Origin of the sequence: Aureimonas altamirensis, assembly GCF_001463885.1 — a bacterium.
GTDB lineage: Bacteria > Pseudomonadota > Alphaproteobacteria > Rhizobiales > Rhizobiaceae > Aureimonas > Aureimonas altamirensis.
This window is the reverse complement of sequence record NZ_BBWQ01000009.1, coordinates 21,472-35,731: the sequence shown is the minus strand read 5'-3', so window position 1 is coordinate 35,731 and position 14,260 is coordinate 21,472. Positions and strand designations below refer to the sequence as shown.

Here is a 14,260-nt window from a genome sequence, read left to right as displayed (position 1 = left end):
CAGGTAACGAACCGTTCATGGCGCCATCCCTTTACAGCTACCTATGGAAGCACACGAAACGCCAGCAGCTCTGGATGCTGGTGATCGTCATCGTTTCGGTGGTGCCGCTTTATCTGTCGCTCAACCTGCCCAAGCTCATCATCAACGGCCCCATTCAGGGCTCGGGCTTCGAGAATGGCAGTACCGATACCTATTTCCGCTGGAGCCTGCCGGATTTCCTGCCCTCCTTCGGCGGGGCGGATGTCTACTCCGGCCTGGAGCTGGAGCGGCTGGAGGCGCTCTACATCCTGTCGGCGCTGTTCCTGGGCCTCGTCATCGTCAATGGCGCGTTCAAATACTATCTGAACATCTACAAGGGCCGGCTGGGCGAGCGGATGCTGCGTCGTCTGCGCTTCGAGATGGTGGACCGGGTGCTGCGCTTCCCCATGCGGCGGCTGCGGCGGGTACGCCCGGCCGAGATCGCCAGCATGGTCAAGGACGAGTTGGAGCCGATCGGCGGCTTCATCGGCGATGCCGTCATCCAGCCGATCTACCTGATGAGCCAGATCCTGACGGCGATGGTGTTCATCTTCGTCCAGAGCTTCACGCTAGGTCTCGTGGCGCTGGCCGTGATGGGCCTGCAGGTTGTGGTGATTCCACGCATGCGCCGCCGGCTGCTGATACTCGGCAGGCAACGCCAGCTTGCCGCACGGCGCCTTGCCGGCACCGTGGGCGAAATCGTGGAGGGCATGCCGGCCATCCGCACCAACGACGTGTCCAACTTCGTGCGGGCCCGCATCTCCGACGAATTGGGACACATCTTCCTGATCCGCTTCGATATCTACCAGTGGAAGTTTTTCGTCAAATTTCTCAATAACTTCCTGTCACAGGCCACCCCGTTCATCTTCTATCTGTTCGGCGGCTATTTCGCCATTACGGGGCAGATGGACATCGGTGCGCTGGTGGCCACCATTGCCGCCTACCGCGAGCTTCCCTCACCGCTGAAAGACCTGATCGACTGGGACCTGACGCGTCTGGACGTCAACGTCAAATACGAACAGGTGATGGACCAGTTCTATGTGGACGGGCTTTTGAACCCGCGCTCGCAGGCGCAGGTCGACGGAGAGGTACCGCACCTTACCGGCCCCCTGCGCCTTGAGGGCGTAACCATCCGCGACGAAACCGGCATCTCGCTGGCCACCGCCATCGACCTTGCCCTGCCGCTGACCCAGCAGGTCGCGGCAACCGGCCCTGTCGGCGACGGCGCGGAAAGCGTGGCCGAGGCCCTGGCGCTCCTGTCGCAGCCTTCGGAAGGCGCGGTCACCGATGGCGGACGGGCCCTGGCGGACCTGCCGGAGCGCATCACCGGACGGCGCATCGCCTTTGTCGACACCACGACCTACTTCCCGCAATCCAGCCTCAGGGCCGCCCTCTTCTACCCGCTGATGCACCGGCTGGAAGACAAGCTCCCACCGGCCGTCAGCCGACGAGAGCAGCTTGCGCGCGCCGAATCCATCGCATCGGGCAACAGTGTGGAGACGCCCGAAGGCGATTGGGTGGACCATACCGCCATCGGCGCCAGCCACGAGGAAAGGCTGGCCGCGATCAGGGAGGTTCTGGACATCACGCAGTTGACGCGCGACATCAAGCGCATCGGCCTCGGCTCGACCGTGCCGGACGCGCTTGTGTCCGCTGCGGAAGGGCCCATTCTGCGGGCCCGCGCCGATTTCAGCGCGCGGCTGCAGGAGCGTGGGCTTGCCAAGGCGGTCCAGCTTTTCACGCCGGATGCCTTTCTTTCCGATGCGACCATCATCGAAAACATCGTCTTCGGCGCGATGCGCGGCGAAGAATCCATGGCCGTCCAGCTTATCGCACTGTCCGAGGTGCGCGACATCATCCTGTCCACGGGTCTCGATGCCCCATTGGCCGAAATGGGGCGCAAGATGGCCGAGACGCTGGTGGAGGTGTTCGGTGGAATGGGCGAAGGCAACCCCTTGTTCCGGCGCATGTCCATCGGCTCTGCCGAAGAAATCGAGGCGCTCCGCGCCCTCCTTGCGCGCATCGAAGGGCGCCCCACCGGGGCGGCCGAGCTGGACGACCGGCGACAGCTCATCCGGCTGGCGCTCGGCTATGCCGAACCGCGCTACAGGCTGGGCCTTCTCGATGCCGGCTTGAAGCAGCGCATCATCGAGGCGCGCCGCGCGCTGCATGCGGGGGCGTCGGAAACGCTGCTGGCGGAGGTGGATCTTTACGAGCCGGGCGAGTTCAACCCGTCGGCCACGATCCGCGACAATATCGTGTTCGGCCGCGTCGGCGAGGTTACGTCCGCCACGAGCGACGCGCTGGATGAAATCCTGGTCGACGTCATCAATGGCAACGGCCTGTCGGACATCGTGCTGGAAGCGGCGCTGGATTTCGACATCGGGTCGGGCGCCAAGCGACTGACGGTCAGCCAGCAGCAGCGCCTGTCGCTGGCGCGCGCCATCCTGAAGGCGCCGGACTACCTTGTCGCCAACCGCTGCCTGTCTTCGCTGGACGGCAATCTGCAGCAGAAGATCGTTCAGGCCACCTTGGCGCGCGGCCGTGACGCCAAGCGGCCCTTCGGCGTATTCTGGGTGGTCGGCAACCTTGCCGTCACCAGCCAGTTCGAGCGGCTGATAAGCTTCAAGGGCGGACGCGTGGTGGAGGACAAGGCCCTTGCCGAGGATGCGGCATTGGGCCAATCTCCAGTAGAGGCCCTACGCGGAGAGCCGCGTCAAGCAAGGGGAGCCACCCCATGAGCCTGTTGACGGACGAAGTCGAAGTTCTTCGACGCAGCCCCATGTTTGCCGGCGTGGAAACGCCGCAGTTGAAGCTGCTTGCCTATACCGGCGAGATGGTCCGCTTCGACGCCGGGGAAGTCCTGTTTCGACAGGGAGACCCTGGCGACAGCGCCTATGTGATCCTGTCCGGAGAGGTTGTCGTGCTGGCAGAGTCGCCCATCGGCCCTATCCAGCTTGCCCGCCTTGGGCAGCATGAGATCGTCGGAGAAATCGGCATTCTGTGCGACGTCTCCCGCACCGCCACGGTGCAGGCGGCAACGTCGCTGCGCACCCTGCGCATCGCCAAGGACTGCCTTGCCGAGATGCTGGAAAGCTTCCCCGGCATGGCGCTTGCCATGCTGCGCGAGCTGGCGCAGCGCCTGTCCCGCACGTCCGCCGAGCTGGTGATGCTGCGCGGCGAAGGCGAGCGGCCGGACATGTAAAGCAGGTACCATGACATCCAGACAGCGGATCGGGGCCTTCGACGGATTGCGCCTCACCATATTCGGTGCGCGCGGAACGATCCCCTCCGCGCCTGACGACCCAAGCGAATTCGGCGCCCGTAGCTGCTGCGTGCTGGTGGAGGCCGACGGCCGGCCGCTTGTGTTCGATGCCGGTTCGGGCATCGTGGAATGCGGACGGGCCTTGGCGGCCGACGGCTGGAACGACGTGGACCTGTTCTTCGGCCACATGCATTACGACCACATCATCGGCCTGCCCTACTTCATGCCGATGTACGATCCGGCAGCCTCGGTCCGCATCCATGCAGGGCACATGTTGGATGGCGCCTCGTGCGAGGCGCTTGTACGCGACTTCATGCGCGCGCCCTTCCACCCCGTCGGCATCGAGGCGCTGAAAGCGCGGCTGAGCTTCATGACCTTCAAGCCGGGGGACAGGCTGCAACCGACGCCGCGCACCACGATCGCCACCTACAGGCTGACCCACCCCAACGGCGCCGTCGCCTATCGCATCGAGCATGGGGGGCGCTGCCTCGTCTATGCCACCGACCATGAACACACGCCCGGCACCGTCGACGAGGCGCTCACCGACTTCGTCCGGAATGCCGATCTTCTGGTCTACGACACGACGTATTCGGATGCCGAGATGGAGCGCTTTCGCGGCTACGGCCATTCCTCGCACGAGGAAGGGGTACGCCTTTGCAAGCGGGCCGGCGTTGGCCAGCTCGTGCTTTTCCATCACTCGTTCAAGCATTCAGACGCCGTCCTGCGCGAAACGGAAGCAGCCTGCCGCGCGGTCTTCCCCGGCACGACGGCGGCACGCATCGGGCAGGTGTTCGAACTTCCCGCCCGCACTGGCGCATCCGCATGAGCATCGACCGCAAAAGCCTGCACGAGCTGGGCGAATGGATGGTCGGCGAGATGCTGGCCGATGCGCCGCTGAAATCGGTGGTGCCCGAACTGGCACGCCGCCTGACGGCGCTGGGCGTACCGGTCGACCGCTGCCGGCTGACCTGGCCGACGCTTCACCCCCTGTTCGAAGCCGAGACATTGCTGTGGACGACCGAATTCGGCGTCACCAGCCAACGCTTCGACCGCGAGCGCGTGGACGATACGGCCTGGCAGCAGAGCACCGTCAAATGGATGCTGGAGAATGGCTCCAACCTTCTGCGCGCGCGGCTCGACGGACCGACCCCCAACCCGACATTTCCACTGTACGACGAGTTGCGCGCCGAGGCTTTCGTGGACTTCGTTGCCCTGCGGACGCAACTCTTCGCCGACGGCTCCATGCTGCGGCAGGGCAGTTCGGACCTCGATTTCGGGCTCTACGTCGCCTGGGCGACAAAGGATCCGGCCGGTTTTTCGGACGACGCCGCCGAGCTTCTGGAGCATATCCAGCGCTATGTCGCCATGGTGTGCAAGTCGCTGGCGCTGCCCCGTCTGATCTTCGGCGTCGCCAACACCTATCTCGGCCCCACCATCGCGCGCGAGGTGCTGGGCGGGCGCATAACCTTGGGTAGCGGCAGCCAGGTGCGAGCCCTGATCTGGTATTCGGACCTGCGCGATTCCACCGCGCTGGCTGAATCGATGGGCAGCGAGCCCTATCTGGCATTGCTGAACGACTACTTCGACAGCACGGGACGCGCCGTGGTGGAGGCCGGCGGGGAAATCCTCGCCTTTATCGGCGATGCCGTCATGGCGATCTTTCCGATTTCGGAAGCCGCCTTCAGCGAAAGCCAGGCATCGCTTCTGGGCATGCAGGCCGCGGACGCCGCCCTCGAGGTGGCAGAGCACGTCAATGCAAGGCGCATCACCAAGGGCCAGCCGCCCATCCACTTCGGCATCGCCATGTGTGTCGGCGAAGTCCGGCTCGGCAATATCGGCATTCGCCAACGCCTGTCCTTTTCGGTCATCGGCCCCAGCGCCAACGAGGTCGAGCGCATGGAAAAGATGACGAAGACCCTGCGCGTTCGCGTCTTGGCCACCGAAGAGATCGCCCAGGCCGCCCCGCAGCGATGGCAAGCCATGGGGCCTGTGCCGTTGCGCGGCTTCCGCGACTCCGTCCCGTTATTCGCGCTCGTGCCGGAGCGAACCACCACCGGTTGAGCTCTCTCGTCGCCGTTTCGGAAACGGACCGTAGCCCGCCGGCATCATACAACTGCAATTGACGCGACTTATGGTTTGCCTGCCTATGATCCGGCAGAAAGGTGGGCAGTCATGCGCATAGCTATGATCGGTTGTGGTTACGTCGGGCTCGTTTCCGGCGCATGCCTTGCGGATTTCGGACATGACGTGACCGCCGTCGACCGGGATTCCGCACGCATCCAGGCGCTGGAAGCCGGCATCATGCCGATCTTCGAGCCCGGGCTGGACCAGCTCGTGGCAACCAACGTTTCCGCCGGCCGCCTGCGATTCTCACAGGATATGCAAGCGTCGGTTGCAGACGCCGATGTCGTCTTCATTGCGGTCGGCACCCCTTCCAGGCGCGGCGACGGCCATGCTGACATCAGCTTCGTGGAAGCAGCGGTTGAAGGCATTGCCCGGCATCTCAAGCCGGGCGCGGTCGTGGCCACCAAGTCCACCGTGCCGGTGGGCACCGGAGACAGGATCGCCGTTCAACTGTCCCGTCTGGCGCCGGCACGCCCCGTTTCCGTTGTTTCCAACCCGGAGTTCCTGCGCCAGGGCGCGGCCATCGAGGATTTCTGCCGCCCGGACCGGATCGTCGTCGGCACCGAAGACGCGCACGGACGGGCGGTCTTGGAGGCCGTCTACGGCCCGCTGTCGATCAACCGGGCGCCGCTTCTGTTCACCGGCCGGCGCGATGCCGAGCTGGTGAAATATGCCGGCAACGCCTTTCTGGCGATGAAGATCGAGTTCATCAACGAAATGGCCGATCTGTGCGAGAGGATTGGTGCGGACGTGCAGGAGGTTGCGCGCGGCATCGGGCTGGACAACAGGATCGGCCCGAAGTTCCTGCATGCCGGCCCCGGCTATGGCGGCTCGTGCTTCCCCAAGGATACGCAGGCGCTTCTGGAAACGGCGCGCGCCCATGGCACGCCGCTGGCGCTCGTGGAGGCCACCGTTGCGGGCAATCTGGCGCGCAAGGAAGGGCTTGCCGCCCGCGTCGCCCATGCCTTCGGCGGCAGCGTGGAGGGCCTGCGCGTGGCGCTGCTGGGCCTGTCCTTCAAGCCGAATACCGACGACATGCGCGAAGCCCCGTCCATCCATCTTGCGCAGGCCCTGCAGGCCGCAGGGGCGGAGGTTACGGCAACCGACCCGCGCGCCATGGACAATGCGCGCGCCCTGTTGCCGGGCGTACGGCTGGTGGAGGATGCCTACGAGGCGGCAAAAGGCGCCGACGCGGTGGTTCTGGTGACAGAGTGGAACGCCTACCGCGCGCTTGATCTGGCAGCCCTGTCGACCCGCATGCGCGGCAATGTCTTCATCGACCTGCGCAACGTCTACAGCCATGCGGCGATGGCCGAGCACGGGCTGATCCACCATGGGGTGGGACGCGGCCCGGCGGCAAGCGCCCTGCCCCTGCAGCGTCAGGCGTAGCGGAAACCTTGCGCGCGATACCATTCGACGAATTTCGGGATGCCATCCGCAATCGGCGTTTGCGGTGCGTACCCGGTCAGGCTGCGGAGCAGCCGCGTATCGGCAAAAGTGGCATCGGAATCGCCCGCCGGCAGCGCACGATACAGCTTCTGCGCCGTCACGCCGGCCGCCTTCTCGATTTCTGCGACGAAGTCCATCAGCCCCACCGGCTGGCCTCCGCCCGCATTGACGACGCGATAGGGCGCGACAGCGCTCAGCGTATCGCCTTCGACGCGGCCCTCCGCACCGGGGACGGCGTCCATCAGGCGGGCCATCGCCTCTACGAGGTCGTCTATGTAGGTGAAGTCCCGCAGACTGCAGCCGTTATTGTTGATCTCCAGCGGCTCGCCGGACAGGATGCGCCGGGCGAAGATGTAATAGGCCATGTCGGGACGCCCCCACGGCCCGTAAACGGTGAAGAAGCGTACCGCCGTGGTGGGTATGGCATACAGATGGGCATAGGAATGCGCCATCAGCTCGCCCGCGCCCTTGCTGGCGGCATAGATGGTGAGCGGCTCGGCGGTCCGGACGCGCTCGTCGAAGGGCATGGTCGTGCTGGCGCCGTAGATGCTGCTGGTGGATGCGAGCACCAGATGCGCGGGCGTATGGGCGCGACAGGCTTCCAGCATGTTGAACGTGCCGACGATGTTGGCCCCCACATAGGCCTGCGGATGCGAGAGCGAGTGCCGCACCCCGGCCTGCGCCGCCAGATGGAAGACGATTTCGGGCTGCTCCATCTCGAAAAGCGAAACAAGCTCCGCCGCGTTCTCGACATCCAAGTCGACGAAGCGAAAGCCGTTGCGGCCTTCGATCTCGGCCAGCCGGGCGCGTTTCAGCGCGGGGTCGTAATAGGGCGACAGATTGTCGAGCCCCGTCACCGCGTGCCCCGCGTCCAGCAGCCGGCGGGCCAGATGGAACCCGATGAAACCGGCGCAACCGGTGATGAGAATACGCATGAACGGTCCCGCGCGGATGGTGGCGATGCTTCCCGATAGCGCGGCCACGAACAAAGGCATAGGGCGGCGCCGTCGCTTTCTGGTTTTGCGCCACGCCCCCACCGCCTGGAATGCGGCGGGCCGTATACAGGGCCGGACCGATTGTCCGCTGTCGCCCGAAGGGGTGGAACGCGCCCGGGCCTGGCAGGTGCCGGCAAGCTTTCGCCACGTCCCCTGTTTCAGCAGCCCATTGCGGCGCTGCCTAGACACGGCACGCGCGATGGGCCTGTCGCCCCTTGTCGACGACAGGCTGGTGGAGATGGACTGGGGAACGCTCGAAGGGGCAACGCTTGCCGCCATGCGCGCCGAAGGCGGCGCGGAGTTTGCCCGCCGCGAGGCCGCCGGCCTCGATTTCCGGCCACCGGGCGGCGAAACGCCGCGCGAAGCCGGCGCGCGCGCCTTGGCGGTCTTGTCCGAAGCAACCTCCGACGCCGTCATCGTGACGCACAAGGGCGTCATGCGCGCGCTGCTGGCCCTGGCGACGGGCTGGGACATGGTGGGCAAGCCGCCGATCCGCTTTCCGGCAGAGGGCCACGCGCTGATCCTGGAATGGCAGGAGGGCGTTCTGTACCTGCAACCAGACAGTGTGGATATGCGCAACTGAAGCGCGCTATGCTGGATCGCCGATCGTTTCCGCCAAGGGCCTATGGACGACCTTCTCAAGATTGAAGACCTGATCGTCGATTTTCATGCGCCATCCGGCCGGGTGCGCGCCGTGGGCGGCGTATCCTTCCGCGTGCCGCGGGGCGGCACGGTTGCGCTGGTGGGCGAATCGGGCTCCGGCAAATCGGTCACGGCGCACGCCATCATGGGCCTTCTACCGGGCGCGGCCCGCATGGAGGCCGGGCGCATCCTGTTCGATGACGGCCTGTCCAGGCCTCTCGACCTTGCCGCCATGCCGCCGCTGTCGAACAGTTTCACGGCGCTGCGCGGCGCGCGCATATCCATGATCTTCCAAGAGCCTTCGACCTCCTTCTCGGCCTTCCACACCATCGGCGCGCAGATCGTCGAAGCGCTGATGCTGCATGAGAAGGTCGATGCGGCACAGGCCCGCAAACGGGCGATCGACGCTCTGGCGGCCGTGGGCTTCCGGCAGCCGGAACGGCAGATCGACGCCTATCCCTTCGAACTGTCCGGCGGCCTGAACCAGCGCGCGATGATAGCGATGGCCACCATAACCCGCCCGGCCCTGTTGATTGCCGATGAGCCGACGACCGCCCTGGACGTGACGGTACAGGCCGAGATTTTGCGCCTGCTGCGCGATCTGCAGCGCGACCATGGCACGGCCATCCTGTTGATCGCGCACGATCTTGGCGTTGTCGCCAACCTCGCCGACGAGATGGTGGTGATGCACCATGGACGGGTGATGGAAAGCGGCATGGCCGACGAGCTTTTCGCCCAGCCGCGCCACCCTTACCTGAAGGCGCTGGTGGGCGCGGTACCGCGTATCGGCATGCCGCGCGACGAACGGCTGAAACCGCTGCGCGACATTCCGGTTTCGCTGCCGGCCACCGCCCGGCCGCCGGCCGCCGCCCAGGCGGTGCTGCTGCGGGCCGAAGGCCTGCAGAAGCGCTTTGCCGGGCGCAAGGCGGGACTGTGGCCCGGCAGCAAGAGCGAGCCCGCGCCGCTGGCGGTCAACGACGTATCCTTCGAAATCCGGCGCGGCGAGTGCCTCGGCCTTGTGGGAGAAAGCGGCAGCGGCAAGACCACCGTTACGCGCATCCTGGCGCGCAGCATCGAGGCGGATGCCGGAAGCATCCGCATGGCAGGCCCGGACGGTAACGACATCGATGTGCTGGCGCTTGAGGGAGAAGCCTTGCGCCAATGGCGACGGCGCATCCAGTTCGTGTTCCAGAACCCCTATTCGGCGCTCAATCCACGCATGACCGTCGGCTCCATCGTTGCCGAGCCGCTGAAGATCCACGGCATCGGCACGCCGGCCAGCCGACAGGACAAGGCGCTGGACCTGCTGCGGCTGGTGGGCCTGGACGAAAGCCACATGGCCCGATACCCGCACAGCTTTTCCGGCGGGCAGCGGCAGCGCATCGGCATCGCCCGCGCGCTGGCATTGGAGCCGGAATTGCTGGTGCTGGACGAGCCGGTCTCAGCACTGGACGTATCCGTGCAGGCGCAGATCCTGAACCTGTTGCGCGACCTGAAGGACAGGCTCGGCATCACCTGCCTGTTCATCTCGCACAATCTGGCGGTGGTGGACTATCTGGCCGACCGCATCGCCGTGATGTCGGGCGGGCGGCTGGTGGAAACGGCGCCGCGCGCCGCCCTCTTCGCCGATCCGCGCCACCCCTATACGCGGTCGCTGATCCGCGCCGTGCCGGAGCCGGACCCCAACAACCGGCTGGATCTGGATGCCATCGGCCTGACGCAATCGGGGCCGTCGCAATGGGGGCCTGATTTCCTGCCCGACGCTACGGGCGCAGAGCCGGGCATGGTGACGGTGGGCCCGGACCATGCCGTGCGCGCGCATCATGTACCGACGGATGCAGAGCTTGGCGGACGCAGCCCGGCCGAACACGAGGAGATCGCGCGCGCCATCGCCACCGATCCGAAGGGCGAGGCGACGGTGCATCTGGATTTCGAGAATGGCACGCTGGACGGCTGGAGCACGCGGCGCCTCGTCGGCCCATGGTCGGCCCGGGCAGACACGTCGCGCGCCCGCACCGGGCGCTTTTCGTGCCGCTTCGAGCTTCGGCCGCAGGATACCGTCAGCCAGGGCAACCGCGCCGAGTTGCGCGATTGGTGGAACGCGCCCCCCGGCGCCGAGTGCTGGTATGGCTTCTCCACATTCCTGCCGGTCGATTTCGCGCCGCCCCCGGACACCTCCATCGTGCTGGCGCAATGGCATGACCAGGCCCGGCTGGGCGAGCCATCCGGCAAGCCGCCCATAGCCCTGCGCTATCGGGGCGGTGTGCTGCGCTTTACCGGTGCCGCCGGCGCCATCGCATCGCCGACACCGGAGATCGTCCATCTGTTCGGGGAAACGGCGGCGACGGCCGGCACATGGATGGACTTTATCCTGCGCGTCCAATGGCCCAGCGGCGGCGACGGCGCCGTGGAATGCTTCGTGAACGGCGAAAGCCTGTTCCGGTTCAACGGGACGCTTGGCTACCGCAACCAGACCCTTGGCCCTTACTTCAAGCTCGGCCTGTATGCGAGCGGCCCCTTTACCGATCCGCTCATTGCCTGGCACGACAATTACAGCCGCGGCGGCACCTATGCCGCCGTGGACCCATCCATCCATCATACAGAACGGGAATCCGCCTGATGCGCCTTGCGGCCAACGACGCCGCTTTGGCGGCGGCGGGACCTTTCATAACCGTCGAGGCGGTACCTGTCCCGGAGGCGGCGGCATTCGGCATGCGCCTTGCCATCCTTGCAAAGGCAGCAAGGGAGCGCGGCTGCGAATGGCTGTTCCATACGCCGCCGCAGGAGACACCGTCCCCGGAGGCGCTGGACAGGGCCGCATTGGCGAGCCTGCATTACGACATCATCTTCGGGGCGCTGGCTACGGGGGCCCCGCCTGCCCTTTGGCGGCCGTCGCGCCTGGCCTTCGACGAGGCGGCGCGGCTGCCCCACGCGCTGCTCAACTGGTGGGTGGGCGAGACGGTGTTGGCCCGCACCGATACGATCTGCCGGCTTGCCGAGGCCGGCCATCTCGACGACGTTGACAAGGTCGCCACCCTGTTCGCGCTGTGGCTCCATGCGCGCACCGTCAAGCTGGCGCAACCCCTGAGCGAGCGGCCTGCCGAGCCGGAGCCGCTGAGCGCCATTGAACGCACCGCCATCCTGGCGCGTCTTCACCTGGACCCGGCAAGGCTTACCGTCGACTGGGGCGACAGCCGGTATTTTCTGCCCTATACGGGCCGGAATGCCGGCATCGAACGAGAGCAGACGCGCGGACTGTTCTTTGAGGCTGACGAGCTGGCGTGGCTCGGACGCCGGCTTGGGCCGGGGCGCGTGATCGCCGATATCGGGGCCAACACCGGCAACCACACGATCTTCTTTGCCGGGCCGATGCAGGCGGCCCGCGTCATTCCGTTCGAGCCCCTGCCCGAGGCAGCCGACATGCTGGCACGCGCGGTGGCGTGGAACCGGCTTGCCAATGTGGATCTTTCGATGCTGCATCATGGCGTCGGCGCACGGCCGGTCGTTATGCGTGCCGAAAAATCGGAGCGCGGCGGGCTTGGGGCAACCCGGCTGGTGGAGGATGTTGCCGGCGACATAAAGGTTCAACCACTCGATGCCCTCTTGACCGGGCCGGTGGACTTTCTGAAGATCGATGTCGAGGCGATGGAGATGGACGTCCTGTCCGGCGCAAGGGGCGTGATCGCACGCAACCGCCCCGCCATCTTCATCGAGGTGGCCGAGACCACGGCGGAGGCTTTCCGCCTCTGGCTCGGCGAAAACGATTACGGTGTCGAGCGCGTCTTTTCCGACAAGGGGCACACCAACCTTCTGGTATTGCCTCGTGCTGCCTGAGCGGAGATTGCATCGCATGCGGCTGCCCGCGATCCTCCTTTTTCTGGCCGCCATGGCCGCGCCGGCCCTGGCGCAGGATTGGCGTGAGCCGCCTGCCTTGGCCCAGCGGGTTGCGGATGGCAGCCTTCCGCCCGTCTCGGAGCGGATTCCCGTTGAGCCGCTGGTCTACGATCCGCGCGCCCATGGCGGCGAGATCGGCTCTTATGGCGGCACGCTGCGGCTGATCGAAGGCCAGGCCAAGGATACGCGGCGCATGGTCGTGTACGGCTACGCCCGCCTTGTCGGCTACACGCCCGAGGGCACCCTGGCACCGGACATCGCCAGGGCCGTGGAGGTGGAGGACGGTCGCATCTTCACCTTCCGCCTGCGGCCGGGGCACCGCTGGTCGGACGGCGCACCCTTCACCGCCGACGATTTCCGCTACTACTGGGAAGACATCGCCAACAATGTCGAACTTGCCCCCTATGGCCCGCCGCGCGAGCTGCTGGTAGACGGCAAGCCGCCGCGCGTCACCTTTCCCGATGCCGTGACCGTGCGCTACGAATGGGATGCGCCGAACCCCTATTTCCTGCCGGCGATCGCTGGCGCGCAACCGCTCTACATCTTCCGCCCGGCCCATTACCTGAAGCAGTTTCATGCCCGCTACGCAGAGCCGGAGCAGTTAGAACGCGCCGTAGCCGAAGCCGGCCAGCGCAACTGGGTCGCGCTGCATTTCAAGTTCGACCAGGCCTACAAGAACAGCAATCCCGACATGCCCTCGCTGGAGCCGTGGGTTCTGAGGACGTATCCGCCATCGGATCGGTTCATCTTCGCCCGCAATCCGTTTTTCCATCGCGTCGACCCGGACGGACATCAGCTTCCCTATATCGACGAGGTGGCGATGAGCATCGCCGCCCCGCGCCTGATCCCCGCCAAGACGGGCGCCGGCGAGGCGGACCTGCAGGCCAGCTATCTGGGGCTCGCCAATTTCGCCTTCCTGAACCGGGCCGAAAAGATCGAGGATTTCGAAGTGCGGCGCTGGCAAAGCGGACGCGGCTCGCGGCTGGTGCTGTTTCCCAACCTCAACGCGCAGGACGCGGTCTGGGCCGACCTCTTCCGGCAGGCGGATTTCCGCCGCGCCTTGTCGCTGTCCATCAACCGCGAAGACATCAACAAGGCCATCTATTACGGGCTGGGGCGGCCGGGCATCGATACGGTGGAGCCGCAATCGCCCCTTTACGACGCGCGCACGGCCAACCTTTATGCGGGCTACGACCCCGCCTATGCGCAAAGGCTTCTGGACGGGCTGGGCCTCGACAAGCGCGGACCCGGAGGGGTTCGCCTTCTGCCCGACGGGCGGCCGATGATCATCGTGGTCGAGACGGCCGGCGAGGATACCGAGCAGGTCGACGTGCTGGAGCTGGTGGCCGAAGATTTGGGCAAGATCGGCATCACGCTCATCACCCGCACCGGCGAGCGCGAAACCATGGAGCGCCGGATATCGGCAGGCCTGACGCTGATGTCGGTATGGACGGGCCTCGAGAATGCCCTGCCCATCGCGAAATCAGACCCGGCCGAGCTTGCACCCACCAACTCGCGCCAGCCGGAATGGCCCGCCTGGGGTGCCTGGTACGAAACCAAGGGCTCGTCGGGAGCGGAGCCCGACATGCCCGCCGCGCGGCAGCTTCTGGCGCTCAACGCCGAGTGGAGCGAAACGACTGACGAAGCCCGCAAGGCCGAGATCTGGCGCGAGATGCTGCGCATCAACGCCGACGAGGCGCTGCGGATCGGCATCGTTTCCAATATCGACCAGATCGTCGTCGTATCCGACCGGCTGAAGAACGTTCCGCAACGGGGTATCTACAACTGGAATCCCGGCGCCTTCTTCGGCATGTACCGGCCGGACAGCTTCTTCCTGACGCGGCCCGCGCAGGTGGCCGAAGGGCGGGGCTGA

10 protein-coding genes are annotated in these 14,260 nt (G+C 66.1%); 9 read left to right on the top strand and 1 reads right to left on the bottom strand.

Translation table 11 applies throughout. The features are described 5' to 3' along the window. The first annotated feature begins 17 nt into the window (after window positions 1–17). The 5 genes from AUL31_RS05300 to AUL31_RS05280 all read left to right on the top strand — a co-directional run bounded on the left by AUL31_RS05300 (window position 18) and on the right by AUL31_RS05280 (window position 6,796). The gene (locus tag AUL31_RS05300; protein ID WP_073469030.1) at window positions 18–2,759 is read left to right on the top strand and encodes an ABC transporter transmembrane domain-containing protein; all 2,742 of its coding nucleotides are present in this window, start codon (window positions 18–20) and stop codon (window positions 2,757–2,759) included. After that, on the top strand, window positions 2,756–3,223 hold the full coding sequence (locus AUL31_RS05295) for a cyclic nucleotide-binding domain-containing protein (protein ID WP_060602461.1): 468 nt from the start codon (window positions 2,756–2,758) through the stop codon (window positions 3,221–3,223). Before AUL31_RS05300 ends, AUL31_RS05295 begins: the two co-directional genes overlap by 4 nt. A gap of 10 nt (window positions 3,224–3,233) precedes the next feature. Then, window positions 3,234–4,109, top strand: a complete 876-nt coding sequence (locus AUL31_RS05290; RefSeq protein ID WP_060602457.1) for an MBL fold metallo-hydrolase — start codon at window positions 3,234–3,236, stop codon at window positions 4,107–4,109. Beyond that, window positions 4,106–5,344, top strand: a complete 1,239-nt coding sequence (locus AUL31_RS05285; protein ID WP_060602452.1) for an adenylate/guanylate cyclase domain-containing protein — start codon at window positions 4,106–4,108, stop codon at window positions 5,342–5,344. Before AUL31_RS05290 ends, AUL31_RS05285 begins: the two co-directional genes overlap by 4 nt. A 111-nt stretch (window positions 5,345–5,455) precedes the next feature. Continuing rightward, window positions 5,456–6,796: a UDP-glucose dehydrogenase family protein gene (locus tag AUL31_RS05280; RefSeq protein ID WP_060602450.1), complete on the top strand. Its 1,341-nt coding sequence runs from the start codon at window positions 5,456–5,458 to the stop codon at window positions 6,794–6,796. Here the strand turns inward: AUL31_RS05280 and AUL31_RS05275 are convergent. Further along, entirely contained in the window at window positions 6,787–7,791 is a 1,005-nt protein-coding gene (locus tag AUL31_RS05275; RefSeq protein ID WP_060602931.1) for an NAD-dependent epimerase/dehydratase family protein, read from the bottom strand. The genes AUL31_RS05280 and AUL31_RS05275 overlap by 10 nt on opposite strands. Here AUL31_RS05275 and AUL31_RS19900 point away from each other — a divergent pair. Genes AUL31_RS19900 through AUL31_RS05255 form a run of 4 tightly spaced genes read left to right on the top strand, consistent with a single transcriptional unit; the run spans window position 7,790 to window position 14,260 of the window. Beyond that, complete coding sequence (locus AUL31_RS19900; protein WP_073469028.1) at window positions 7,790–8,434, top strand: histidine phosphatase family protein; 645 nt, start codon at window positions 7,790–7,792, stop codon at window positions 8,432–8,434. The two genes, AUL31_RS05275 and AUL31_RS19900, sit on opposite strands and share 2 nt — an antisense overlap. Window positions 8,435–8,476: 42 nt before the next feature. Continuing rightward, window positions 8,477–11,113, top strand: coding sequence for a dipeptide ABC transporter ATP-binding protein (locus tag AUL31_RS05265; RefSeq protein WP_073469026.1), 2,637 nt, complete (start codon window positions 8,477–8,479; stop codon window positions 11,111–11,113). Further along, complete coding sequence (locus AUL31_RS05260; RefSeq protein WP_060602444.1) at window positions 11,113–12,327, top strand: FkbM family methyltransferase; 1,215 nt, start codon at window positions 11,113–11,115, stop codon at window positions 12,325–12,327. Before AUL31_RS05265 ends, AUL31_RS05260 begins: the two co-directional genes overlap by 1 nt. A 16-nt stretch (window positions 12,328–12,343) precedes the next feature. Further along, a complete protein-coding gene (locus AUL31_RS05255; protein ID WP_060602440.1) occupies window positions 12,344–14,260 on the top strand; it encodes an ABC transporter substrate-binding protein in 1,917 nt (638 codons plus the stop codon).

Bases quoted from the DNA above. Each gene is read 5' to 3' on its own strand.
- AUL31_RS05300 (WP_073469030.1), top strand. From the start codon at position 18: ATGGCGCCATCCCTTTACAGCTACCTATGGAAGCACACGAAACGCCAG.
- AUL31_RS05295 (WP_060602461.1), top strand. From the start codon at position 2,756: ATGAGCCTGTTGACGGACGAAGTCGAAGTTCTTCGACGCAGCCCCATG.
- AUL31_RS05290 (WP_060602457.1), top strand. From the start codon at position 3,234: ATGACATCCAGACAGCGGATCGGGGCCTTCGACGGATTGCGCCTCACC.
- AUL31_RS05285 (WP_060602452.1), top strand. From the start codon at position 4,106: ATGAGCATCGACCGCAAAAGCCTGCACGAGCTGGGCGAATGGATGGTC.
- AUL31_RS05280 (WP_060602450.1), top strand. From the start codon at position 5,456: ATGCGCATAGCTATGATCGGTTGTGGTTACGTCGGGCTCGTTTCCGGC.
- AUL31_RS19900 (WP_073469028.1), top strand. From the start codon at position 7,790: ATGAACGGTCCCGCGCGGATGGTGGCGATGCTTCCCGATAGCGCGGCC.
- AUL31_RS05275 (WP_060602931.1), bottom strand. From the start codon at position 7,791: ATGCGTATTCTCATCACCGGTTGCGCCGGTTTCATCGGGTTCCATCTG.
- AUL31_RS05265 (WP_073469026.1), top strand. From the start codon at position 8,477: ATGGACGACCTTCTCAAGATTGAAGACCTGATCGTCGATTTTCATGCG.
- AUL31_RS05260 (WP_060602444.1), top strand. From the start codon at position 11,113: ATGCGCCTTGCGGCCAACGACGCCGCTTTGGCGGCGGCGGGACCTTTC.
- AUL31_RS05255 (WP_060602440.1), top strand. From the start codon at position 12,344: ATGCGGCTGCCCGCGATCCTCCTTTTTCTGGCCGCCATGGCCGCGCCG.